This window comes from Variovorax glacialis (assembly GCF_051216375.1).
In the GTDB taxonomy this organism is placed as follows: domain Bacteria; phylum Pseudomonadota; class Gammaproteobacteria; order Burkholderiales; family Burkholderiaceae_C; genus Variovorax.
In genome coordinates this window covers 43,179-66,023 of the sequence record NZ_JBPJZT010000021.1, presented here as the reverse complement: position 1 = coordinate 66,023, position 22,845 = coordinate 43,179, and the positions used below count along the sequence as shown (strand labels likewise).

At 64.4% G+C, this 22,845-nt stretch carries 18 protein-coding genes; 3 read left to right on the top strand and 15 right to left on the bottom strand.

Annotated elements, in window-relative coordinates; all coding sequences use genetic code 11:
- The first annotated feature begins 41 nt into the window (after nt 1–41).
- Entirely contained in the window at nt 42–1,385 is a 1,344-nt protein-coding gene (locus ACSFBL_RS31685) for a DUF4062 domain-containing protein (RefSeq protein WP_435519785.1), read from the top strand.
- Nucleotides 1,386–1,804: 419 nt separating this feature from the next.
- Here the strand turns inward: ACSFBL_RS31685 and ACSFBL_RS31680 are convergent, their stop codons facing one another.
- The 15 genes from ACSFBL_RS31680 to ACSFBL_RS31610 form a co-directional block, all read right to left on the bottom strand.
- A complete protein-coding gene (locus ACSFBL_RS31680; protein ID WP_435519792.1) occupies nt 1,805–2,737 on the bottom strand; it encodes a LysR family transcriptional regulator in 933 nt (310 codons plus the stop codon).
- 59 nt (nt 2,738–2,796) lie between these two features.
- The gene (locus ACSFBL_RS31675; protein ID WP_435519784.1) at nt 2,797–4,374 is read right to left on the bottom strand and encodes a GMC oxidoreductase; all 1,578 of its coding nucleotides are present in this window, start codon (nt 4,372–4,374) and stop codon (nt 2,797–2,799) included.
- On the bottom strand, nt 4,368–4,958 hold the full coding sequence (locus ACSFBL_RS31670) for a gluconate 2-dehydrogenase subunit 3 family protein (protein WP_435519783.1): 591 nt from the start codon (nt 4,956–4,958) through the stop codon (nt 4,368–4,370). Before ACSFBL_RS31670 ends, ACSFBL_RS31675 begins: the two co-directional genes overlap by 7 nt.
- Before the next feature lie 3 nt (nt 4,959–4,961).
- Nucleotides 4,962–5,912: an NADP-dependent oxidoreductase gene (locus tag ACSFBL_RS31665; RefSeq protein ID WP_435519782.1), complete on the bottom strand. Its 951-nt coding sequence runs from the start codon at nt 5,910–5,912 to the stop codon at nt 4,962–4,964.
- Between the two features lie 26 nt (nt 5,913–5,938).
- Nucleotides 5,939–6,970, bottom strand: a complete 1,032-nt coding sequence (locus tag ACSFBL_RS31660; RefSeq protein ID WP_435519781.1) for an NADP-dependent oxidoreductase — start codon at nt 6,968–6,970, stop codon at nt 5,939–5,941.
- Complete coding sequence (locus ACSFBL_RS31655; RefSeq protein WP_435519780.1) at nt 6,967–7,821, bottom strand: alpha/beta fold hydrolase; 855 nt, start codon at nt 7,819–7,821, stop codon at nt 6,967–6,969. The genes ACSFBL_RS31660 and ACSFBL_RS31655 overlap by 4 nt, the downstream gene beginning before the upstream one ends.
- Complete coding sequence (locus tag ACSFBL_RS31650) at nt 7,808–8,854, bottom strand: 2,5-dihydroxypyridine 5,6-dioxygenase NicX family protein (RefSeq protein WP_435519779.1); 1,047 nt, start codon at nt 8,852–8,854, stop codon at nt 7,808–7,810. The genes ACSFBL_RS31655 and ACSFBL_RS31650 overlap by 14 nt, the downstream gene beginning before the upstream one ends.
- A gap of 24 nt (nt 8,855–8,878) precedes the next feature.
- Nucleotides 8,879–9,652, bottom strand: coding sequence for a 2-keto-4-pentenoate hydratase (locus ACSFBL_RS31645; protein WP_435519778.1), 774 nt, complete (start codon nt 9,650–9,652; stop codon nt 8,879–8,881).
- A gap of 10 nt (nt 9,653–9,662) precedes the next feature.
- Complete coding sequence (locus ACSFBL_RS31640; protein WP_435519777.1) at nt 9,663–12,071, bottom strand: efflux RND transporter permease subunit; 2,409 nt, start codon at nt 12,069–12,071, stop codon at nt 9,663–9,665.
- Complete coding sequence (locus tag ACSFBL_RS31635) at nt 12,068–12,859, bottom strand: WD40/YVTN/BNR-like repeat-containing protein (protein ID WP_435519776.1); 792 nt, start codon at nt 12,857–12,859, stop codon at nt 12,068–12,070. The genes ACSFBL_RS31640 and ACSFBL_RS31635 overlap by 4 nt, the downstream gene beginning before the upstream one ends.
- Nucleotides 12,860–13,044: 185 nt before the next feature.
- Nucleotides 13,045–14,421 carry a DUF1329 domain-containing protein gene (locus tag ACSFBL_RS31630; protein WP_435519775.1) on the bottom strand — a complete coding sequence of 459 codons (1,377 nt, stop codon included), beginning with the start codon at nt 14,419–14,421 and terminating at the stop codon, nt 13,045–13,047.
- Nucleotides 14,422–14,446: 25 nt separating this feature from the next.
- Nucleotides 14,447–16,129, bottom strand: a complete 1,683-nt coding sequence (locus tag ACSFBL_RS31625) for a DUF1302 domain-containing protein (protein WP_435519774.1) — start codon at nt 16,127–16,129, stop codon at nt 14,447–14,449.
- A gap of 145 nt (nt 16,130–16,274) precedes the next feature.
- Nucleotides 16,275–17,315: a dihydrodipicolinate synthase family protein gene (locus tag ACSFBL_RS31620; RefSeq protein ID WP_435519773.1), complete on the bottom strand. Its 1,041-nt coding sequence runs from the start codon at nt 17,313–17,315 to the stop codon at nt 16,275–16,277.
- Between the two features lie 122 nt (nt 17,316–17,437).
- Nucleotides 17,438–19,024 carry an FAD-dependent oxidoreductase gene (locus tag ACSFBL_RS31615; RefSeq protein ID WP_435519772.1) on the bottom strand — a complete coding sequence of 529 codons (1,587 nt, stop codon included), beginning with the start codon at nt 19,022–19,024 and terminating at the stop codon, nt 17,438–17,440.
- Nucleotides 19,024–20,052, bottom strand: a complete 1,029-nt coding sequence (locus ACSFBL_RS31610; RefSeq protein ID WP_435519771.1) for an aminotransferase class I/II-fold pyridoxal phosphate-dependent enzyme — start codon at nt 20,050–20,052, stop codon at nt 19,024–19,026. Before ACSFBL_RS31610 ends, ACSFBL_RS31615 begins: the two co-directional genes overlap by 1 nt.
- A gap of 358 nt (nt 20,053–20,410) precedes the next feature.
- On the opposite strand from ACSFBL_RS31610, the gene ACSFBL_RS31605 reads away from it, so the two are divergent.
- The gene (locus ACSFBL_RS31605) at nt 20,411–20,815 is read left to right on the top strand and encodes a hypothetical protein (RefSeq protein ID WP_435519770.1); all 405 of its coding nucleotides are present in this window, start codon (nt 20,411–20,413) and stop codon (nt 20,813–20,815) included.
- 19 nt (nt 20,816–20,834) lie between these two features.
- The gene (locus ACSFBL_RS31600; protein ID WP_435519769.1) at nt 20,835–22,841 is read left to right on the top strand and encodes an aconitase family protein; all 2,007 of its coding nucleotides are present in this window, start codon (nt 20,835–20,837) and stop codon (nt 22,839–22,841) included.
- Nucleotides 22,842–22,845 lie beyond the last annotated feature (4 nt).

The following is a 22,845-nucleotide window of genomic DNA, read 5'->3' as shown; positions in this document are numbered from 1 at the left end:
CGGGCCTTCCTTTCCACGGGGTGCGACGGCACACTGCGTATGTGGCGCGCATCTATCTCTCGTCGACATATCGCGATCTTGTGGCGTATCGCGGAGCGGTCTATCGCGCACTGCGCCGCCTGGGACATGACGTGGTCGCAATGGAGGACTATGTCGCGACCGACCATCGGCCCAAGGACAAGTGTCTGGCGGATGTGGCGCAATGCGACATGTACGTCGGGATCTTCGCGTGGCGCGTCGGCTTCGTGCCGCCGGGAGAATCTTGCTCCATTACGGAGCTCGAATGGCGGCAAGCCCAAGCCTGCGGCAAACCAGACCTGGTGTTCGTCCTTGACGATAGCCAGCACTGGCCGAAGACAAGGCGCGATGCGAATCCTGTGGCGATCACGGCTCTCCGCAGGAGTCTGCAGACCGGACGCGTCGTGAGTCACTTTCGCAGTGCGTCGGAACTGGCTGAACTGACCGCGACGGCAGTCACCAATCGCCTCCGCGAGTCCTCGGCGGCTGAAGTGTTGATCGACGTTGGCACCGCTCCAGATACGGTTGACGCGACAAGGGAGGACACTCACGTGCTGGCGGCACTGCTGCCGCGCTACCGGGTTATCAACCGCTCGCCGCTTGTGATCGAACCGCGCTTCGAGCATGTCGAGGCGATCGCACGAGGGGAGATCGTCCAAGGCCTCGGGAAGAGTACCTCCGTAGGCTTTCCGGCACGATGGCCGCGGCTGGCCGCTCGCGTCGTCGACAACGCCGGTGTGACAATCGCCACAGAACGCATCGTACTTCTCGTGCAGCACAGCGCGCCAATCGACTGGCCACTGTGCGTGCCAGCCGGCTACGCCCGCCCGGCACGGCATATCCTCGTGGTCAACGAAGGGTCGGGGTGCGTCGGGCCGATGCGCCTGCACTATGGATTTACGTCATGGCACACCAGTCCGCGCGGCTGGCGGGTTGACCAGCTGCCGTATGAAATGGAGCTTCCTGCCTTTGAATCCAGCTGCTTCGTGGATTTGAGCGAAGGGCTCGCACAGGAGGGAGTCCACTTGCGCGCGCTCAATGCACTAAGGCCCACCATGCACTCATACGGCGGGCCGAAGACCTCGAAGCCAGGCCATTGGATCGAGACCGCTGCATTCGGATGGCTCGTGGACACAGAGTACAAGTACGCGTGCGCGAGGCGTGTGGCCCAACCTTGTGTGAAAGCTGTCGCGTCCTGGCCATGCTCTCGCCTCGCGACGCGAAAGGGCCACCCCTTCGCTTTGAGAGCAGCGTCTCTTTCCTCGATCGCAGTGGATACCACCCGGACACAAAACAGGCGCCTCCTGCTGATGTGTCGCTCGACGCCGAATCGCACGACTACGAGTCGCAAACACCGTTCGAAGTGATCATAAAAGCCGGGGAAGCCGCCACCGCGACATTCAGTATTGGAGCGCCACGCCCATCGGCGCACCGATTTCGAATGGAGGTAATCTATAACCGGGGGCGGCGAGCCGTTTCGCCAGTGCTAGATCTGCGTGTATTCGTGCCCCGGTCGTCCTATCAGGGCCAACCGTGGACTTGGCTGTATGCGGCGTGAGTTGACGAGAGGTCGCAGGCGTGGGACCGATTTCATAGGGAAGCCAGCGACCGCGTCCGCAATCAATTGGAGAATCGTCGTCGGCCCGCTTGGGATTGGGCTTCGTTGTCCGTATTCACCAACTCCGCCTTCGATGACCCGCTGCAAGGCAAGGCAGGCGTTCGGCGCGCTGACGAACACGCCCGCCGCATTCGAGTGCATCCGCGAGCGGCGCATAGACTTCCAGTTTCATGCGCGATTCCCGATCGGCATGGGCTTGCCCACTCCGACGCGTGTTTGCAGATGGGCTACCAGCAACCCGGCTGCCGGTGACAGGTTCTTGTCGTCATGGAAGCAAAGCGCGAAACCCCGCTGTGCCCAGGGGTCTGACAGCGGCAGGATCTTGATACCGAGACTGCCCGCCACGGGCTCGGCCACTTCGCGGGGAACCACGGCAATGCCCAGGTTGGCGCGAACGCAGCGCATCGACGCATCGAAGGTGCTGACCACGGCACGGTAGTTGATCGGCTTGCCGATGATGGCGGCGGCGCGCGCCAGCATGGTGTGCACCGCTCTAGATGCGGGCAGCCCGACGTGATCGAATTCCATCGTCTGCTCGAATGCGCAAAGCTGGAGGGCTGCGATCGGATGCGACGGATGAGCGATGACCGCCAGATGGTCCCGTCGATAGGCTCGGGTCTGAAGGCCTTCGAAATCAGCTGCATCCCAACACACGCCGATCGGTGCAACGCCCTCGCGGACGCCCTGCACCACATCACGGCTGAGCGCTTCCTGGATGTCGACACGGATGTCGCGGTGCTCTGGCATCTGCAGGAAGCTCGCGATGTCATCAGGAAGCAGCTCGGCGATGGATGACACCGATGCGAGCACCCTCACCTGCCCCTTGATGCCCGCGCGATAAGTCGCCATATCCCTTGCCACGCGATCGGCGCCCACTAACATGGCCCTTGCGTGTTCGAGCAGGATCTCTCCAGCGCTCGTGGGTAGGATGCCGCGCCGGTTCCGCTCGATGAGCTTGTTGCCCACCGTCTCTTCCAGAAGCAGCAGGCGCTTGCTGATGGCGGACGCGACGATGTTGTGGATCTCGGCCGCACGGGCGATGTTGCGCGAATCGCATACGGTGACGAAAAGCCGGAGTGTCGTGAGGTCAAGGTCTCGCATCGCCAGGATTCTGTGTTCGGCTTTCGCTCCCGCCCGGTGCCAAGTTAACCGAGCTGACCTCAGTTCCAATCCGTCACATGGCTCAAAAGGTGGGCTGCCGAACGATCCGCTACCGCATACAGGGTAAAGGTAGGACTGGTACCGCTTCCCCCGGGGAAAAGCCCGCTTCCTCCAAGAATCAAGTTGGGCACGTCATGGCAACAGCCGTAGCTATCGCAAACGGAACGTGCGGGATCCTTCCCCATCACGGTCCCGCCGATCAGGTGACCCCCAGCGAGCGGCCCGTGCCACACCTCGCGCGATCCCGCGGCGCGCACGACGCCCTCGCCTTCCTTGATCAGATGCTCCCACAGCCGCCGCGTCCCATCGGAGATCCGGTAACTGAGTGCGGCCGACGGCATTCCATCGCTCGCCACACGGGAAGAGACCGCCACCCGGTTTTCCAGGCTCGGCACCTCCCCTGCGAATCCCGCCAGGCTCGCCAATCCGGTGCTTGCGCGACGCATGAATTCTTCAAGCTTTGCACCGAACAAATCAGCGCGTGTATTCGCGATGCCAAGAAGATCGTTCGGCTTGATGGAAGGTGCAATTTGCCATTGGTAGGATCCAAACGGTGCACCTTGCTTCGCATGCGCCAATCCACCGCGATGGAGCAATTGCCCCGCATTCATTCCCATGAAGCAGTGGGTAGGCTCATCGAAGATCCCGTAGACGGGCGCGACGGCGTCGGCCGTGAGGTAGGCGCCGACCAGGCCGCTGCTGTTGGCAAGGCCTTTGCGTGAACGGTCGTCGGCTGAGTTGAGGAGCAACCTCGGGTTTTGAATCACCGAGGCGGTCAGAATCAAGAGGCGAGCATCGATTCGTCCCGTGCGACCTTCGGTACGGTATTCCACGCCGTTCGCGCGCCCCCGCCGATCGCACGTGATGCGGGTGACGGTCACGCCTGCATGGAAGGTTGCCCCGGCCTGTTGCGCCGACTTGAAGTGAGTCACCAAGGGATTGGCTAGCGCGCCCGTCGGACAGCCCGCTTCGCACCAGCCGTCGTAGACGCAGCCGGGGCGTCCTCGATACTCGCGCGAATTGATGGCCAGAGGGAGCGGCGAAGTGGCCAGACCCACTTTGGCGAAACCCTTGCCGAGCAGTTCGGCTTGACGGAAAAGGGGATGCGCTGGCATGGGGTAAGGATCACCCGGCGGCCTCCACGGCTCCGCACCCGCGTCACCCGCAATGCCCATTTCGGCCTGTATGGCGTCGTAGTGCGGTCGCAGATCGTCGTAGGCGATGGGCCAGTCCAGGCCCTTGCCGTACAAGGAGGCCGTCCGGAAATCCTCGGGCCTCAGTCTCAACCATGTCCCGAAGTGATGGATCGCGGCGCCACCGAACCCACGACCGGTCGCATGGCTCTGGCTGAATGCGGCCTGCCCGGGCGCCTGCTCGACCAGGGGCGAGGACCACTTGAGCCGTCGAGCCCAGATTTGAGAGCTGACGAGATCGCCAAGGGCCCAGGCGGGGCCGCTTTCCAGCACGACGACTCGATGGCCCGCCTTGGACATACGATCGGCGTAGAGGCAACCCGCAGCGCCAGCGCCAATGACGACCACCTCGGCTTCGCGCTCAATTGCGGTGCGCGCTACCATGGCTTGACCGGCGGAATGTGCGGCATGTAGGGCATGTTCAGGCGCTCGAACCCCTTCATGGTTCCATAGACCACATCAACAGCGTCGCTGCGTACAACGAAATAGAAGAGCGATGCCGGGATGCCGGTCCAGCCTGATGGAGGGTTGGGTGCTCCCAGCCCGCGCACCAGCGCCTCGGCTTCCGCCGCACCGAGCGCAGCAAATGGCCGTCGATGTTGTGCGAGGCTGAGGGCATTCAGCGCGGCAAGCCCTGCTTTGTAGAATCCCGCGTAGGGAGCCGGCCAGTCCATGTAGCGCAGCATCAGCAAACTGTCGGCCGCGTCGACTCCCAGGTGGTGATCCACGAACTGCGAGATTCCAGCCTCACGCGCGCCTGGCAGCAGCACTTCGCCAAAGGCTTCGAGCGTGGTCACCTCGCTGGCGCTAAGCACCTTTGACGACGCCCCGGCGGCGTGGGCATCGGCGGGACTGAGCCATGCCAGGGTGCCGCCGACGTGCATGGCGACCAGGCCCAGGCCTGCGTCGCGCAGGAAGTCGCGACGACCTTGATCGGCGGCGACCATCGGTGGGATGTTTGCAGCCATCGGCTAGTCCATTCGCAGAACAGTCTTGCCCGTGGCGCCACCGCCCAGGAGCTGGCGATGCGCCTCGATCGCGTGGTCGAGCGGCAGCACGGTCTTCACGTTGGGCCGCAATGCGCCCGCATCGGCCAGTTCGCGCAGGGTGTCGAGAAGGTCCGGACGCAGATCGAAGGCGACCTCCTTGACAGTGACGCCGTGCTGCTGCGAAAGCGCCGCGCGGTTTGCCATCTCTTGCGGATCGTTTCGCAATACGACCGCCATCACGCCGCCGTTGCGCAGCACCTCGAAGCTCCTGCGATTGGTCTCGCCGCCAATCGGATCGATGACGAAATCCACGCGCTCGGGAAGATCCACGCGGAAATCCGTCAGTGTGTAGTCGATCACCTGGTCGGCCCCGAGCGATCGGACCAGATCGACTTTCCCCGAACTGCAGGTCGCCGCCACGTGCGCGCCTCGCTGCTTGGCGATCTGGATTGCCGCTGCTCCGACTCCGCCTGCCCCACCGTGCACAAGAACACGCTGGCCGCGCTGCACGTTGGCCAGTTCCGCAACCGCGATGTACGCGGTGGTCGCGGCCATCGGCAATCCGGCCGCCTCTTCGAACGACAGCGTGCGAGGCGCATGGCGCATCAGGTTTGCATCGAGCACGAGATACTCCGCATAGCTGCCTCCGTGCATCGGCGTCAGCATCCCGTACACCCGGTCTCCTTCGTCGAAGCCGCTTGCACCCTCTCCAAGCGCGGCGACGGTACCTGCGAAATCGCCGCCCAAGGTATGAGGCAAGGCCAGCGGAAAGAAGGCCTGCAGCCAACCGGAACGAATCTTGGCGTCAAAAGGGTTGACGCCCGCCGCGCAGACGCGCACCAACACCTGCCCGGGGCCGGGGACGGGCGGCGCGATCTCGACGGCGCGCAAGACCTCGGGTCCGCCATACTCGTGAATCTGTATTGCTTTCATCATGTTCTCCTTGTGGGGTGTCCGGTTCATCTGCCGGCCGCCGGCAGGCGTACCAGCTGTTTGCCGAAGCGCCCTGGGGTAAAAAGGGCAGCAAAGGCGGCGGGGGCATTCTCGAGGCCATCAGTGATCGACTCTGCGCAGCGCACGCGTCCCTCGGCCAACCAGCGAGACAACTCGGCACTGGCCGACGCAAAGTCGCCGGCGTGGTCGGCGATGAGAAAGCCGCTGAGCCGAATTCGCTTCTGGATGAACTTGTAGAGGTGGCTCGGCACCAGTTCGCTTGCCGCATCCGCACGGCCATAGCTGGCAATCACGCCATAGACGACGACCCGGGCATGCACATTGAGGTGATCCATGACCGCCTCGTGCAACGAACCTCCGACGCCGTCCAGGAAGACATCCACACCCTGTGGGCAGGCGCGAGCCAGTTGCTCGGCCAATGGGGTCGCGATGGTGTGGTCGACCACCGCGTCAACGCCAATCTCTTCGAGCAAGTAGCGCACCTGGTCCCCGCCACCCGCAATGGCGACGACGCGCGCCCCCGCGTGCTTCGCCAGCTGGCAGGACACGCTACCCACGGACCCCGCCGCGCCCGAGATCACAACGGTCTGCCCTTCGCGCGGCTTTCCGTGATGCAAGACGGTGAAATAGGCGGTCAGGCCGGAAGGCCCCAGCAAACCCAGACTCGTGGAGACGGGCGCCAAGGTGGCATCGACAGAGCGCAGCGTGCGACTATCGACGCGGGCCAGCTCCTGCCAGCCGAGTTCACCGGCCACATAAGTCCCGACCGGCAAGGCCGGCGCACGGGAGGCCACCACCTGCCCCACGCCGCGTCCGATCACCACCGAACCCAGTGGCAGTTGCGGCGCCATGGAATCATCACCCCGCATGCGAAGCCGCGGGAAAGGGTCCATCGACAGGTAGTGGGTCTCCACCAGTACCTGGCCCTCCTCGATCTCGCCCACTGGCTCTTCCGCGAGCTCGAAGCACGATGGCGGCAGGGGACCGTCGGCGCAGTACGCCGTCAGCCGGACGCTGCGATTCAGCGTGGTCCTCATGCATGCCTCCCAGCGGTTTCGACGCCGCGCAGGAAGTTCAGCACGGCCGCGTTGAAAGCCGCGGGCTCCTCCAGATTGCTTACATGCCCCGCGTCGCCAATGATCTCCAGTCGAGCCCCGGGGATCGCGGCTGCGGTGAGTCGCGCGACGTCTACCGGTGCAATCCGGTCCTCGCTCCCCACCACCACCAGGCAGGGCACATGGACGCTGCCCAGCGGCGGGAAGCCCTCGTAGCGAGTCACGGCCTCGAGCGTCTTGAGATAAGAGTCCTTGTGCAGCTCGGCGACACTCTGCTGGAGCATTGCCAGGCGCTCGGGCGAGATGCGGCTGCTCGCAAGTCCGCGCGCGAGCGCGGGAGCAATCTCTGCGGGCGTCTTGCCGCCCAGCAGCGGTCGCTGGCGATCCGCCAGGATCGCGCTGACGTGCGCTTCGCGATCCGGACCGGCGGGCATCGCCACGCTGGTGTCCGCCAGTACCAACGACGCCACGTGTTCCGGATGACGCCCGTAGAAGTCGAGCGCGATGCGCCCGCCCATCGAGAGGCCGACCAGGTGGGCGCGGCGCGCACCGCAATGCGCCATGACGCGCAGCAGATCGGTGCTGAAGTCTTCGAAGTGCAACGCGCCTTCGTAGTCGTCGCTGTCGCCGTAGCCACGCGCGTCCCACGCCACCGCGCTGAACTCTCCGGCGAAGGCCGCCATCTGGTCGCGCCAATTCGCCCGGTTGCCGCCGATCCCGTGCAGAAAGACGACCAATGGACCGTGCCCCTGCCGCTCGATGGCGATGCGCGGGGCGGGCCCGACGTGCTCGATCACCGCCGCCTTCCCCGCGGCGAATTCAGAACAGTTCACTTTGGAGCTCCCCGCGGCGCACGACACACTGGTCGTCGACATGGATGTCGCAGTTGCGTACCGGCAGATCGAAGTGGCCGAGCGTGTGGCGTCCAGCACGCGGATTGGCACCGGTCGAATACAGGAAATTGCCGGCGTAGGCGCGCTGCTCGGTGCCGTTGGTGTCGCCCTTGTCATACATGATCAACGACTCCCAGCGTGCGGCAGGGTTCATGCCCCATCCGACATGCGAAACGCCGTACGCATTGCGATCGCCCCACGCCGCGAAGTAGCTGCGCATCAGTTCCGCATCGAGCCCGGTGCCCTGGATCTCCTGGACGAAGTCGTTCTCGATCACGAGGGTCACCGGTCGCTCCAGATAGCGCTTGAACGTCAGGTTGATGTCGCCTTCGTCGAGCACGAGAACGCCATTGACGGCGCCTGCCTTCGGAAAGCAGCTGCAGATTCCCCCGGGCCAGGTCGCGAGCTGGCCTGGCTCATCGCAGAACCCGACATTGCCACCGACCATGGCGTCGCGCATGTCAATGCGCAGGTCCGAACCCGCCTCGGACCGCACGTGCATCGACTTGGCGGCAAGCAACAGTTCGCGGCCCGACCGGATTCGCCCCTTCATCGACGCATCCGCGACCAGGCGTTCCAGCGCCTCGGGATGCTCGTTGCTGATGTAGAGCACGCGGGTTCCCGCTTGCCGGATCACCGGAAATTCCTTGGAATGCATCAGGCCCTCGATCGTCAGATCGGCGACGAAGCTGCATGCGCTCAGCGCTTGGATGACGGGGATCAGCTCGCCGATCGCAAATGACGAGCCGGTCGATCGCACAGGGACTGGCGCGTTTTGCGGTGGGGTCGGCAGCACCACGTGAAACGGCCGCGCGCCGATGCGCAGCAGGGCAAGTTCGGCCAAGTGGACGTTCACCTGCCGGGACTGGGTCTCTGACAGGATGGCCACGGCATCGCCGGACTTGACCTGGCACAGCATGAAGCTGTGGACGAAGGCGTCGATCCATTTGCCTTCAATGCGTTCTGACAACATGTTGGATACCTCTGTTTGTTTCGTTCAACTTGAAAGATCGATGACGAGTTCCACGCCCTCATCGAGAGCTATCTCGATGCGCTGCCCCGCCTGGAACGACGTGCCCATCGCGATAGCGCCCGTCGCGACCACTTCGCCCGAGCGCAACGGCGCTCCACGACGGGCCCGATCGTTCGCGAGCCAGCTCAGGGCAGCGAGCGGCGCGACACCCGCGTCGACGGCCGAGCGGCTTGCGATCCGCGCACCGTCCGCATACAGCGATGCCGGTATCCCCAGCAAGGACTCCAGTTGTGTGACCGGCCGCGGGCGGCCCAGCACCAGGCCTGCGTGCGCACCGTTGTCCGCGATGATGGCCGCGCCGCCGAGCGCGAGTGCGTCGCGATAGCTCGGCAGATTGATCTCGGCGCCCAGCATCACACAGTCGACGGCGTCACGCAGTTGGGCATCGCCCAACGCCTGCGGATCCGGAAGATCGTGCGCCAAGCGCAGCACCAGTTCAGCTTCAACGTCCAGAAACTGACCGAACGTCCGATAGGTGGCCCGGTCGGACCAGAGGCTGTGTTCGAGCACCCGGCCCGACAAGGGTTCGTCAAGGCCTAGCATTTGCTGCGCACGCTGGGTATTTGCGCCGACCTTGTAGCCGGCAGCACGCCAGTCCATAGCTACGAGCAACTGATTGGCGATCGCGTAGGCGGCATCGAGGGAAGCGGGTAGCTCGTCGACGGAAAGGTCGTCGATCTGTCGATGCTCCCGCCTGGCCGCCACGAGCCTGTCCAGCAGAGTTGGGGGCGTGCTCATCTGATCCTCATCATGCATGCCGGGCCACCGTGCGCGAAAGCGGCTCCGTCGATCGGCCGGCTGGCCCGCTTTCGACGAATGAGCCTCCATCGCCACCGAACGATGGCTTCGCGCCAGCTTCACGCCAATAGAGGAAGCGCGCAAGCGCTGGGCTCACGACGATCGCGCCGAGCATGCTGAAGACGAACATCACGGTGAGCATGATGCCCAGGTCCGCCTGGTAGCGCAGCGGGGAGAAAGCCCAGGTCGCAACACTGATGGAGAGCGTCGCTCCGGTAAAGATCACCGCACGGCCGGTTTCGCTCAGGGCCTTCTGGTAAGCCGGTAGGAATGCCAGTCCCTCTTCGCTGCGCGCCTGCTGGAAGCGCGAGAAGATGTATACGCCATAGTCCACGCCAATCCCGACGCCCAGCGCCGCCACGGGCAGCGTCGCGACCTTCAGGCCTATGTCGAGGGCCACCATCAGGGCATCGGCCAGGATGGTCACGAGGACCAGTGGGAGCACCACAACGAGCGTGGCGCGCCAAGAACGCTCCAGTCCGAGCCAACTCACGATGGCCACGGAGAGAAAGACCCACAGCAACATCGACCATTGCGCGGAGACCACGGTCTCATTGACCGCTGCGGCGACGCCCAACGGCCCGGCGGCGAGTTCGAATTGCAGGGGTCCCGGATGCTCGCGCGAAAAGGTCTTCACCGTATCGAGCAGTCGCGTGATGGTTTCAGCCTTGTGGTCGCTCGCGAAGACGTAGATTGGCATCACCTTGCAGTCGAGGCTTCGCAGGCCGGTGCCGGCGGGCACGTAGTCGACGGACAGAGCGAGAAGGCCTTCGCCGCGCTGCAGCGCATAGTGCTTCGGATTGCCCTCGGCCCAGGCCGCATTGAGGCCCTTCACCGCGGAGGCGAGACTCACGACCGATCGGACCCCGGGCGTCGCGCCCAGCGTCGCAGCCATCCGATCCAGATGACGCATGGTCTCGTAGTCCAGGCAGGCGTCGGTCTTCCCGGTGGCGACAACGACCAGGACGTCGGACGAAAGGTCGAATCTTGAAACGATCGCTCGCACGTCCTGGTTGTAAGTCGAGTCCGAGCGCAACTCGGAGGCGCCTTCCTGCGTGTCGCCGACAATTCGATGCTGCGCGACGAAGAAGGCGCCGGTGCCGAGCAGCACGGCCACGACCACCACGCCCGCCGCCACACGCGGGTCGGCGGTCCGGGCCAGTGGTCGCCACAGCGATCCGGCTCCGCCGGCCTCGCCGCCGCCCAGCGCGGACGGGCGCGCTGGCGCGCTGCGAACCCATGTCAATAGAAGCGGCAGCGTCGTGAGCTTGCAGATGCTCACGGCTGCCAACCCGAGCGTGGCCATGATCGCGATGTCACGGATCACGCCGACCGGGATCAGCAACAGCGTGCCGAAGCCGACCACGTTGGCTGCAAGCGCCGACATGCCAGGTGCCCAGAGCTGGCGGAAAGCGCGGCGCGATGCCTGCGCGGCGTCGAGCCCCTCACGCAGGCCTTCGAGCTGCATGCTCACGACCTGGATGCCGTGGCTCACGGAGATCGCGAAGATCAGGAATGGGACGATCGCCGAGAGCGGATTCAGCCCGCCACCGACCAGCCCCGTCAGCCCGAGCTGCCAGATGACGGTCGAAGCCGAGGTCAGCAGCAGCATCAACGTGGGCTTCCATGCACCCGCGTACCAGCGCACCAGCGCCAGAGTCACGAGCACACTGATGCCGAAGAAGACCAGCACCATCTGCCCGCCTGAAACGATCGCCCCGACCAAGGGCGCGTAGCCGATCACGTGAACATCCACGTCGGCGTTGGCATAGTGCGCGCGGATCTCTTCCAACCTGCGCGCAGTGTCAACGTAGTCCACTGGCAGTCCCGTCTGTGGATCCTTGTCCCGCAATTCCGCCACGATCAGCGTGGCGCTGGCATCGCGCGAAACCAGGCTTCCGATCAGGTCGGCGCGCAGAACGTTGCGGCGCACAAGCTCCACCCCTGCCGCCGTCGGCGTGTAGGCCGGCGGAATCACCGGATTGGCTTCGAGGCCACCCTCGACGCTGATGGTGTAGCGCACGTTCGGCGTCCACAAGGAGCGCAACGTCGTGCGGTTGACGCCCGGCAGGAAAAAGACGTCGTCGGTGGCCTTGCGCAGTGAGGCGAGGAATTCCGGCGAGTAGATCGTTCCGTCCTTCGCGCGCAGCGCAATTGTGACCTGGTTGGGACCGGCGATGAACGCCTCGTGCTTGAACAGGGTTCGGATGTAGGGATGCTCCAAGGGCACCTGCTTCGCGAAACTCCCGTCGATGTAGAGCCGCGAAGTTGCGGCCAACGCCAGCAACGTGAGGATGGCCCACAGCGTCAGCCAGCTGCGTCGGTGGCCAAATACCAGGGCTTCGAGCCATCGCGTCATTGCGGCACCTCGTACATCGTGGGCGCGGCGCGGCCAATCAGCAAGGCGCCACCCCGCAGACAGGCCAACGCAGTGATCGCCGAGTGGTCCGAGCGCTCGGCAGGGGCGAAACTTCTGCCTGCGTCGCGGCTTTCGATAACCGTTCCTTCGGCCCCTGCAATGACGACTGTGCGTGCGTCGAACACGCACGCGGCACTCAGTCCCGATTGACTGCCCGTCGGTATCGAAACCCAACTGCGGCCGGCGTCCTCCGAACGGTACACCGTGCCGCGCATGCCGTAGGCCAGTACCGCGTCAGGGAGCAACGCGAGTCCCCAGAAGGAGCCCCGGTAGCCGGTCTGCACGCGCTCAAAGTTTTTGCCGTGATCGGTGGACCGGAAGACCACGCCCTCCTCGCTCGCAATGAAGAGTTCGCCGGCCGCGTTGCCGGCGACCGCCTTGAGGTGGCGATCGCCCTGGCCGATGTCGCGAGGCTGGAAGGTGAGGCCACCGTCGATGGATTCCAGCAGTGTGCCGAATGCGCCGACTGCAAAGCCATGCGCGACGTCGAAGAAGTACACCCCCAGAAGCGGATCGACGGATCGATCGGCCAGGCGCCGGTCGGCCCAGTGCTGCCCGCCGTCTTCAGTCGCCAGGATGGCGCCGTGGTGACCGACTGCCCAGCCGTGAACGGCGTCCGCAAAGTACACATCCGTCAGCGTTTCGTCGATCGGGACGGTCGCTGCACGCCAATGACGGCCCGCATCCACTGAGCGCAGAACGGTCCCCCACTCGCCCACGGCGACCACGCCGTCTCCGGCACGCGCGGCGCCGATCAGCAGCTGATGGACAGGGGAAGCGTCGAGGGATGCCGCCGCGAGGCTGAGCGGCGGCGCCGAGGCGCAACACAGCGCCGCAGCAAGATATTTCCATTTCAAATGCATGTCTCCAGGTACACCGGTCGGCGCCCGTGTTCTCATTCTTGGTTGCGGCCTCAGCGCTGGCCCCTACGCAGCGAATCCGGGGAGAAGGTCAGTGCATTGAGCTCGGGCACGTCGTACTCGTATTTCTCGGACCACAGTTCCACGTAGTATTTGTCGTCGAGGAGGTCATAGTTCACTCGCATGCCCGGCAGGCAACTCGGGCGGTCATAGAAATTCACGAGTTGAGTTTCGGAAGTCCGCCAGAGCTTTCCCTGCGCGTCGTACATGTCTGCGGCGACGATGTACCAGCTGTCCTCGTCCATGTAGAACGTGCGCTTCGGATAGATGTGGCGTTGCCCGGGCTTCAGGGTCGCCTCGATCACCCAGACGCGATGGAGTTCGTAGCGCATGTAGTCCGGCGAGATGCGGGTCTTGCCAACCACCTTCGCTCGCTCCGCGGGCGGCACATCGACGATCTTGTAGCCGTTGTAGCCCACGTATTTTTCAGCCTTGCCAACAATCTTCCAGTCGTAGCGCTCCAGCGAATCGCTGAACATGTTGCGTTGGTCGATCGTGAGCAGCCCCTGCGAGTCCGGATCCGGCGCATCGTGGCGCACATCGGGTCCCCGCAGCATGCGGCGCAAGGCAGTGAGATAGATCCAGCCTTCCCGCTGGCTGGTCGATGCGTCGAGCGGGTCATGAATCAGCAGCGCGTTGCCCTTGCGCCGCGCCGGTGCCTCGGTCGTCACCTTGGTCATGAAGTTGTACTTGTCGAGGCCGCCCTTGTCGTCCATGTGGTACGGAAAGATGATCTCCTCGACCTGCTTGGACGGTTCGAAACTGCCGTCAGGATTTACGAGAAAGCCGCTGTTCGTCGACCGAAAGCGCGTGGCGCCGTAGAAGTTGGTCTTGTGGTTCCACATGATCTGCCATCCGTTCTCCGGAAACGGGAATGGAAATCCGCCCACGGCTCCCGACAAGGCATTGCCGTCGGCCGAGAGCTTGGCCTTGCCGACGTTCTGCGCTGTCTTCTTGTAGATCCAGTCCGGGTATGCGCAGGACCGATGTGTCGGATACACAAGCATCTTCTCCGCATCCCCACGCCGGAGAAGCGCCATCTGGCCGGCCGTGAGCCGCTCCTTGTATTGATCGACGTTGGCCGCCGTGATGGTCGCGATCGGCTTGTCGGCCGCGAACGGATCCGGATAGTGGGCGCCGGCGACCACGCCCGTGATGCCCGCGGGCACGCCTGTGAGTGGTTCCCACGCCGGTATCGTTCCGGCGCTGTTGCCCTTGCGTTCGGCGCCCACCGGCGTCACCGTTGGGGTATCGAGACGCGCGTCCTGCGGCGCCGCCCTCGCGGGTCCGGACACGACCGCCGCAGCCACCACGGCCACCAGCGCCGTCGCATAGGTGGCTGCGTATGGCTTGCCTGCAATGATCTTCATGTTTTGCTCCTGCTGTTGCTTGTGCTCAGAACGCCCACTTGGCGAGCATCGAGAAATAGTCCCGGTCGCTCAGCACCAAATTGCCTCGGCTGGTGTGATCGGAGATGTTGGTGTAGGCGAACTCGAGGCTCCAGTCGGGCTTTTGCTCGTGGCGTAACTGCACGGCCGCCGTCGCGTTCAGGCGCCCCTTGAAGAATGGCGCCTGTGTCGGGTCGTCGCCGAACACCCAGGTCTGCAGCACCAACCGCGGGGTGACCGTGATGCTTGACCCGCCGACTCGGTAGTAGTCGACGGCGGCTTGCGCGATGACAGACCCGGTCCAGGGACCCTTGACTGCCGTCGGCAGCACAAACTGGTTCGGCAACCCTGAATGGATCGCGTTGGCTTCGATCGCGACCAGTCCACCATTGGCTCCCAGCAGACGCGGAAGGAAATCGCTGCCGGTCATTGCCTGCGTGAGGCCCAGGTTGAGCGCCCATTGATCGACGCGCGTCCACCCTTGGACATACCCATTCGCCTGCGCACGAAGCGGCGTCGACGCAAGCGGGGGTACCGGAATGTTGAATGGCGCGGCACCGAAATCAACCCCGCAGTTCGCCGGCGCACCCAGAATCGCGCCGCACAGCGCTGCGTTGGTCCTCGCGGCGCCGACGGCGTTGGGATCAAGGCCGATCGGCGTGTCGTGTCGATAGGCGAGTTCGCCAGTGAACGCGGCTGAACCGAGCGCCGTGCTGAAACTGGTGCCCAGTGTCTTGACGTCATTGGGAAACTCCCAGAAATAGCTGGTCACCCCGTTGAGGCCCACGCCGCTGACCTTGGCCGCACGCTGCTGCAGGTTCTGAAAATAAAAGCCCAGGTTGATCCCATCGAGATTCAGGAAACTCGCCAGGCCGTATTGCCCCCCGGTCTTCGATTTCGGGTCCGGGCCGCGATACAGGGGCGGCGCGCCCGGGACGACGCCCACCGTGCCGGCACCCGCTCCGAGAATGTCGTTGTCGCTGAACAGGGTCCCCACTGGGTCATACTCAAACCTCAGCTTTTCGAGCTGGTAGAAGCCTTGGAAGCTCACTGTTGGATTGAGCTGCCAGGTGGCACCGGCCGCCGCGACCGGTAGCACCATTTCCTTGAGCGAGACACCCGCTGCGTGGCTCTTCCAGGACTCGATGGGATTGAACATGTTGATGCCGCCCGGCAGGAACTTTGCCTCGCCCCACATGATCGTCTGCCGGCCCAGCTTGAACTCCAGAGCGCCGGCATCCTGCAGGTCGAAGTCGCCTGCGTAGTACGCATCGAGCAGTTGCGCCCGGCTGCCGACCGCATCACGGACCTCGGACCTCAAAGTGCCGGGGAATTTGTCGAGCCCCCAGGTGTTCCAGGTATTCATCACCGCGCCGTCGTAGGCGTAGCTCGCGCGAAGCAGCACACGATGGTTCTTGTACTGCGCCTCCAGCGTGCCGAGCGCCGTGGTCGGCGATGACACCAGGGTCCCGCGGTCGGAATTGAGATTGCCATCGTCTTGAAGATCGGTCGCCTGAAGGCCGCCGTGGCTTGGCCCGACAAGCTCTTGGTTGCGCCTTGAGGTGCGCCAAACAAGCCCTTGCGACAGTTCTCCGTCAAAGGTCCACTTCACTGCGCTGCCCGTGGATTCGGGCGAGACGGCACCCAGGGTCTGTCCCAAAGCGGGCAGGCACAGCACGGTCGCGCCCATCGCGGACACGATCCTGCGATGGCGCGCGCGCCTCGTCACTTCTCTCATCTTCGCTCTCCTCCTAGTTGATGGGACGGCTTGCGGTCGACGCTTGCACGTCGCCCTCGCAAGCTTGTTCTGACCAAGGTACTTGTGCAGCGACGCTTCACCAGGGGCGTTTGCCCCGCGCGTATTGCGCCCGGCCGACGAAGAACTCGGCATCGTTGTCGGGCGGCACAATTCCGAGCGCACGGACCGCGTTGCGGGCCTCGTCCATCTCGTGCTGCTGCATGCGCATGACCGGCTGACGCGTGTAGCCTCCATTGCCTCCGGTCAGCCACTGGTAGTACTTCTGCTGGGGCCAGTGGTAAGTCCCGAGCATTTGGGTGGGCATGAACTGCTTTTCGAACAGGAGTCGCGCAGGAGTCAGGCGCCAGAAGCTCTCCATGGCCTCGTCGCGTTGCCCATCGAGCAGTTGTTGGAAGTAGTTCACGAGCCTGGGTTCGTCCGGCGACTGAAAGATCTCGTAGGCGCCGGGACCCGCCCATTGCTGGCCATACCGCGTGACGGCCAGGGGAAACCAGCGCTCCCACGGACACTGCACCAAGGCATGCTCTGCGCATCGCTCAAAGCATTCCGAGACGTAGGCTGGCTCGGTGATCGCGCACAGCACCGCGACCACGCGCTCGTGGCGCGCCAGGCGCTCCAATACATCAAGAGGAAAGCCTCCCGCGCTGAAGCGCGCAAAGTTGTACTTGAAGCTTGGATAGAGAATGACGCCGATCTGGGCCGCCTCGATCATCTGGAGACTCGCGCGCTCGACATCGTCGGGCGACGGCGGATAGTACGAAGGCGGATAGCCGATCAGCGCGAGGTCGCAACCGACCTGTTCGGCATGCTTGAGGAAGTCGACGTTGCGGTCAAGCGTGTCGAACATCGCCGTCGTCGAGACCAGAATGCGGCCCTTGGCCGCATCGGCCACGATCTGGACAAAGCGCTTGGCCTCATCGAAGGTGAGGCCCGCCTCGGTCGCGCAATGGGTCGAGACAAAGCCGTGCCGGATGCTCTGTTCCACATCCCAGCGAATGCCCTCTTCGCACAATCTCGAGAAGTCCGCCGCATAGGAGGGAAAGAGCAGGTTCTGGATGCCCCGCAGGCGCTCGCGCGCCCACGGCTTGAGTTCGGCTCTGTGTTTCGGTGCTGCCACTTCGGATCTCCTTGGTCTCTCGACCCGGTTCATCTATTTGGTTTAGGTCTCAAGGATGTTATGGATGCAGTGTCGTGCGCGCCAATGAATTGCGCGCCTTGCGTCATAACTTCGCGTGCGGCTCATGCCGCCAGGTTGGACCATTGCTGGATCACATGCTCGGCACTGCGGGACGCAAGCGCATGGAGTGTGAAGGTCGGATTGACCGCGCCGAGGCTCGGAAACACACCCGCGCCGGCAATCAACAGATTGGCGTGTTCATGGCAGATGCCAAAAGAGTCCGTGACGGACTCGGCTGCCTTTTCGCCCATGATCGTTCCGCCCGCCAGGTGCGCAAGTCCGCGTTGGCCCAACCAGTTCTCGCGGCTCCCCGCGGCAGCGAAGAGTGCGAGCGCCTCGCGACCCGCGAAGGCAGCCAAAGCCCTGCACTGCTCGTCCAGGCTGTGTGTGATGCGAACCTGCGCGATGCCGTCGCGGTCCAAGCCAGGGCCCAGTTCGATCCTGTTGCGGGCCGAGGGCACGGTCTCGCAGATCGCGCTCATCGTGGCCAGATGCTTGGCAGCGCGCGCCATGAAGCGATGGAGTTCGCCGCCAAAGAGGTCCGCACGCGTATTCGCGATGCCGAGCAGGTCGTTGGGCTTGAGGGCGTTGGCGATCGCCCAAGTCACGCTACCGAAAGGACCACCGGCGCGTCTCTTGCCATAGTGATCCTGGCAGATGAGTTGCGCACCGCTGGTCCCCAGGTGGCACTGGGTCTCTTCGTCAAAGAAGCCGTGCGCAGGCACCATTACATGTGCCGCGATGTTTCGCCCGACCATCCCGCTGCCGTTGGCCAGACCTTTTGGCGACGCAGCCGAGGCCGATTGCAAAAGGATGCGCACGTTCTGCACGGGCCCAGCAGCAAGCACCACCGCGCGTGCACGAACGGTATGAGCATGGCCCTTGGCGTCAACGAACTCAACCGCGCGCACCCGGCCGCCCTGCCCGTCTGCGCGGAGGCGACGCACGCGACAGTGCTCATGCACCACCGCGCCGGCCGCAAGCGCTTGAGGAATGTAAAGCGCCAGCGGATTGGCCAATGCCATCAGCGGGCAACCGGCGTCGCACCAGCCATCGTTGATGCACGCCGGCCGTCCCTTGTAGCTCGCCGAGAGAATGGCCGCCGGGTAGGGCGCGGTGCGAAGTCCGCGCTTCTCGAAACCACGGCGCAGCAGCGCACCCTGGCTGAATACCGCCATCGGCCCCAGGGGATAGGCGGCGCCGGGGGGCCGCCAGGTCTCGGCGACCGCATCGCCCGAGATACCAATCTCTTCCTGGATCTTGTCGTACCAGGGCCGCAGATCAGCATAGGTCAACGGCCAGTCGACGCCTTGACCGTAAGCCGAATGAAGGCGGAAGTCCTCCGGATGCATGCGTGGCCAACCGCCATAGTGGTGAAGCGAGGCGCCGCCCACGCCCCAACCGTTCGCCATGTTGAATCCGTAGGGATCTTCTCCGCCGGGTAGCACCGCGGGGCCGCCCCATTTGATGCGGCGTGCCCAGATCTGCGAACTCACGAGGTCACCCGCGTTCCAGCGCGGACCCGCTTCGAGGACCACCGCACGGCGCCCGGCCTGAGCGAGCCGAGCCGCCATGACAGCGCCTGCCGCACCGGCGCCGACGATCACCACGTCGGCTTCAAGCGGATATTTCGGTGTGCGACCGGTCATCACTCTGCCTTGCCGGCAAGAAGGCGCTTCATCTCGTCGACCAGACGCCTTGCGGCTTCTCCACCCCGAACTGCGATCTGGATATGGCCCGGCACGCCAAGGCGAGCGCCGTCGGTGACCTTGATGCCGCGGGCCGCCAATGCCGCGCAAAGCCAGTCCGCTTCTTGCGTCGCGACAAGGAGGTACGCGGCTTGCGAAGGTCGAACACAGAACCCGATCCGCCCAAGTGCCTTGGCCAGCGCGGTGCGATGGCGCCTGAGCCTCGCGGCCGCGCGATCTGTCCATCCGGGGTCGCCGAGCGAAGCGATCGCCGCAACCTGCGCCGCTGCATTGATGGCGCGCGCGGGCTGCTGCGAATGCATTGCCGTCACGAAGTTGGCGGGTCCTATCGCATAGCCGAGGCGCAACCCTGCAAGCCCGTGTTCGAAACTCATCGAGCGCATGGACAGGACGTTGCCTCGCCCCGTGCGCAGCGCCGTTGGTCGATCGGCGAAGCACATCTGGGTCTCGTCGAGAACAAGCACGCCCTCAGGAATGGCATCGGCGAGGGCGTTCACGGATTTCTCGTCGAGGAGGCTTCCCGTCAGTCCGCTCGGATTGGCAAGAAGTACGGCTGCCGGTCGAAGTTGTGCAAGCCGCTGGCAAACCAACGAAATATCCCAAACGAAATCGGTCTCCGCGCTGGCGAGAAGACTGACCGTCAAGACGCCCGCCAGCTTGGCGGCACGCTCGTACTCCGCGAGAGCCGGCGCCAGGACCACAACCATGTTGCCCGCACCGAGCGAACGCAGCAGCAGGTGCAGCAGTTCCGTCGAACCATTGCCGAGAACCACGCCGTCGAGATCAACACCGTGCAACGCAGCGAAGCTTCTACGTAGCGTGAGTTCACCGCCCTCGGGCAGACGACCAGGTTCCAGGCCGCGCAGCGCTCGTCTGGCCGCCGGCGAACTCTGGGTCGCGGGCAGCGTGAAGTCGTGAACTGCGCAGTCGATTGCACTCTGTGTCGATGGTTCGTCTGGGGTCTGCATGACCTGTTCCTGTAGCGAAGTGGGGAGCGGCGAGGCGGCTCCGGAGAACCATGAATTCCAAGCGACGCGATTCTTGGCAGCGGCACTCGGCCCGTCCAATGAATTCGCGTACCCACCCCATAACCTTCAGGCCCATGAATTCCGCTCATGTCGATCGCACTTCTTTTGATTGGCTCGCGCGCGACGACCGTGCCTAGAATGCCGCGCGCTTCCTGACGCCAAGGAGAACAAGTTGCACACAGACGTCCTTTCACCGGCTCATCGTCGGTACCTACGAACCGAAATCCTCCTGGGCTGCGTGTTCAACGCAGCGCTGTCGGTGGTGTTTGCTTTTGTCGCGCTGCAGGGTCGAGCGGCCATGCCACTCTGGGGAACGGACGGCATGGCGATGGACCTCGTCCCGACCGTGTTCATGATCACCCTGGTGGGCAACCTCATCGTGACCTTGCTCACGCGCAAGCGCGTTCGCGATGGCCGCGTGCCGCCCCTCGGGCCGCCCCATGGGCCCGCGGTCCGCCTGCCCCGCAATGCGCTCCTGCGCGTTCTCGGACTGGCGCTGCTTCTGACGATCGTTCTCGTGCCCTTGTCCGTTGCGGCACTGGCCTCCCTGGGCCTGCATTCGATGCCGGCGACGCCCTTCATCGCCTACAAGTTGATCTACGGCATGGGCGTCGGAGCGCTGTCGGCCCCACTAGTCATTCGCGCTGCCCTGCCGGACCGTGCCGCCCGGCCTCCGCAACACCCGGGCGCCTCGGCTGCCTGATCGAGACAGAGAAAGACACATGCCCTCCACCACGATTCGCCTGTCGCCAGGCGCCAGAGTCCTGTTCCTGACAAAGGATCCCGTGCTGATCGAGCGTCAGTTGCGCGGCGAGCTCGCGCTTCGCATGGAAGACATCGAGATCGATGATCTGCTTGACGATGTCAACACCGACGTCATGACGCCTGCGTGGACCTGCTTCGACTACTTGCCGGACGAGATCGCCCGCAATGCGTATGCCGGCCTGGTCGTCGATGGACGACAACTCATTCCCCGCGACGCACTTTTCCGGGGCGGCTTCGAGGTGATCGTCTCGGGCTATCGCAAGGGAACGGGTTCATCGCGCGAAACCGCGGTGCAGGCCGAGAAATGGAGCGGCATTCGAATCGCGATCGCTGCCTCTTTCGCACCCATCCATAAACGCAACAACCTGAATCAAGGCGTTCTGATGGCTCATCACGACGTCCTGCGGCGGCTGCAGTCGGGTGAGGCGGTTCCGATCGCGGACTTTCAACAGGACTGCGACCCGATCGAGCGGCTGATCGTCGAGTCCGGTGGGTTGCTGCCGCTCAGCGAGCGCGTCGCGAGCGGAACCGTCAAGCTGCCGGCGCTTTCGCATCGGGCTACACGCCCACAGACCATGGTAGAGAAAATTCTCTCTCGCCATCTGGTCGATTCGATCGAAGGCGCAGCTCTGGTGCCAGGCGATGCAGTGATGGTCCGCGTGGACGGCGGCTACTCGCACGACTACACGACGGCCCAAGTTCATCATTTCCTCCAGCAGGCCCACGGCGCGAACTACCAGATCAAGGACCCGGCCAAGTTCGCGGTCTTCGAGGACCATCTGATTTACGCCGACAGCGTGCCGCGCATGGCGCCCTACCGCGACAAGATCGAGCGGCTGCGAGAGCTTCAGCGTGAGTTCCAGCGCCATACAGGCGTTCGCAACCACGCGGCGATCGACGGTCGCTCGCCAGGCATCTGCCATCAAATTGCGCGCGAAACCTTCATCGACCCCGGCGACTTCGTCCAGGCCACCGATTCGCACACCTGCATGGGCGGTGCCGGCAATGCGCTCGCGTGGGGCGTGGGCGCCACCGAGTACGCGGCGCTGATTCATTCAGGCATGACCGCAGTGACGGTGCCGGAGTCGATCCGCTTCGAGTTGCACGGGACGCTGGCGCCCGGGGTCACCGCCAAGGACCTGATGCTTCACATTCTGGCAGGCCCTGCGCGCCGACAGGAGACTCTGGACCGTGTGATGGAGTTCGGCGGTCCGGGCTTGCATGGATTGTCGATGGACGAACGCGCGACGCTGGCCAATATGGCCACCGAATGTGCTGCAAAGACGGGTATCTGCGAAGCGGACGACACCCTGTTCGACTGGCTGCGCGTCATGCGGCCGGGCGTTGACCTCGATGCGCTGCGCGCTCGCACGGTCGCGCCTGACCCAGGCGCGACCTACACGGGTGGTATCCATCGGATCGACCTCGACAAGCTCGAGCCGATGGTCGCGACCCCCGGTGACCCGACGCGCGGCATCCCGGCCGATCCCACCAATGGCGCATTGGTGCGCGAGATTGGGCGCGTGCGTATCGACATCGCCTACGGCGGCTCCTGCACGGCGGGCAAGCACGAGGACCTTGACATGTACGCACGCGTCCTTGCTGAAGCTCACGCCTGCGGCCGCGGTGTCGCGCCGGGCGTCGAGTTCTTCATCCAATGCGGCTCGCTGGCGGTCGAGGCTTATGCGCGCGCGCGTGGCTACGTCGAACTCTTTCGCGCGGCAGGGGTGCGACTTGTGGCCCCGGGATGCGGCGCCTGCATTGGGTGCGGCCCGGGCGCCTCCTCGCACGAAAGCCAGGTGACAGTTTCCGCGATCAATCGCAACTTCAAGGGCCGCTCGGGCCCGGGCGAGCTTTGGCTCGCATCGCCACTGACAGTGGCAGCCAGCGCCATCGAAGGGCACATCACCGCCTATCGACCGGGGCTATGGGGCGACTCCCCCTCGAAGGCTGCCTCGCTTTGAACGC

What these genes read in the sequence shown, in the direction of transcription:
- ACSFBL_RS31645 (WP_435519778.1), bottom strand. Translation starts at nt 9,652, where the DNA reads ATGAGCACGCCCCCAACTCTGCTGGACAGGCTCGTGGCGGCCAGGCGG.
- ACSFBL_RS31665 (WP_435519782.1), bottom strand. Translation starts at nt 5,912, where the DNA reads ATGAAAGCAATACAGATTCACGAGTATGGCGGACCCGAGGTCTTGCGC.
- ACSFBL_RS31610 (WP_435519771.1), bottom strand. Translation starts at nt 20,052, where the DNA reads ATGCAGACCCCAGACGAACCATCGACACAGAGTGCAATCGACTGCGCA.
- ACSFBL_RS31605 (WP_435519770.1), top strand. Translation starts at nt 20,411, where the DNA reads ATGCCACTCTGGGGAACGGACGGCATGGCGATGGACCTCGTCCCGACC.
- ACSFBL_RS31680 (WP_435519792.1), bottom strand. Translation starts at nt 2,737, where the DNA reads ATGCGAGACCTTGACCTCACGACACTCCGGCTTTTCGTCACCGTATGC.
- ACSFBL_RS31640 (WP_435519777.1), bottom strand. Translation starts at nt 12,071, where the DNA reads ATGACGCGATGGCTCGAAGCCCTGGTATTTGGCCACCGACGCAGCTGG.
- ACSFBL_RS31615 (WP_435519772.1), bottom strand. Translation starts at nt 19,024, where the DNA reads ATGACCGGTCGCACACCGAAATATCCGCTTGAAGCCGACGTGGTGATC.
- ACSFBL_RS31660 (WP_435519781.1), bottom strand. Translation starts at nt 6,970, where the DNA reads ATGAGGACCACGCTGAATCGCAGCGTCCGGCTGACGGCGTACTGCGCC.
- ACSFBL_RS31630 (WP_435519775.1), bottom strand. Translation starts at nt 14,421, where the DNA reads ATGAAGATCATTGCAGGCAAGCCATACGCAGCCACCTATGCGACGGCG.
- ACSFBL_RS31675 (WP_435519784.1), bottom strand. Translation starts at nt 4,374, where the DNA reads ATGGTAGCGCGCACCGCAATTGAGCGCGAAGCCGAGGTGGTCGTCATT.
- ACSFBL_RS31670 (WP_435519783.1), bottom strand. Translation starts at nt 4,958, where the DNA reads ATGGCTGCAAACATCCCACCGATGGTCGCCGCCGATCAAGGTCGTCGC.
- ACSFBL_RS31600 (WP_435519769.1), top strand. Translation starts at nt 20,835, where the DNA reads ATGCCCTCCACCACGATTCGCCTGTCGCCAGGCGCCAGAGTCCTGTTC.
- ACSFBL_RS31650 (WP_435519779.1), bottom strand. Translation starts at nt 8,854, where the DNA reads ATGTTGTCAGAACGCATTGAAGGCAAATGGATCGACGCCTTCGTCCAC.
- ACSFBL_RS31625 (WP_435519774.1), bottom strand. Translation starts at nt 16,129, where the DNA reads ATGGGCGCGACCGTGCTGTGCCTGCCCGCTTTGGGACAGACCCTGGGT.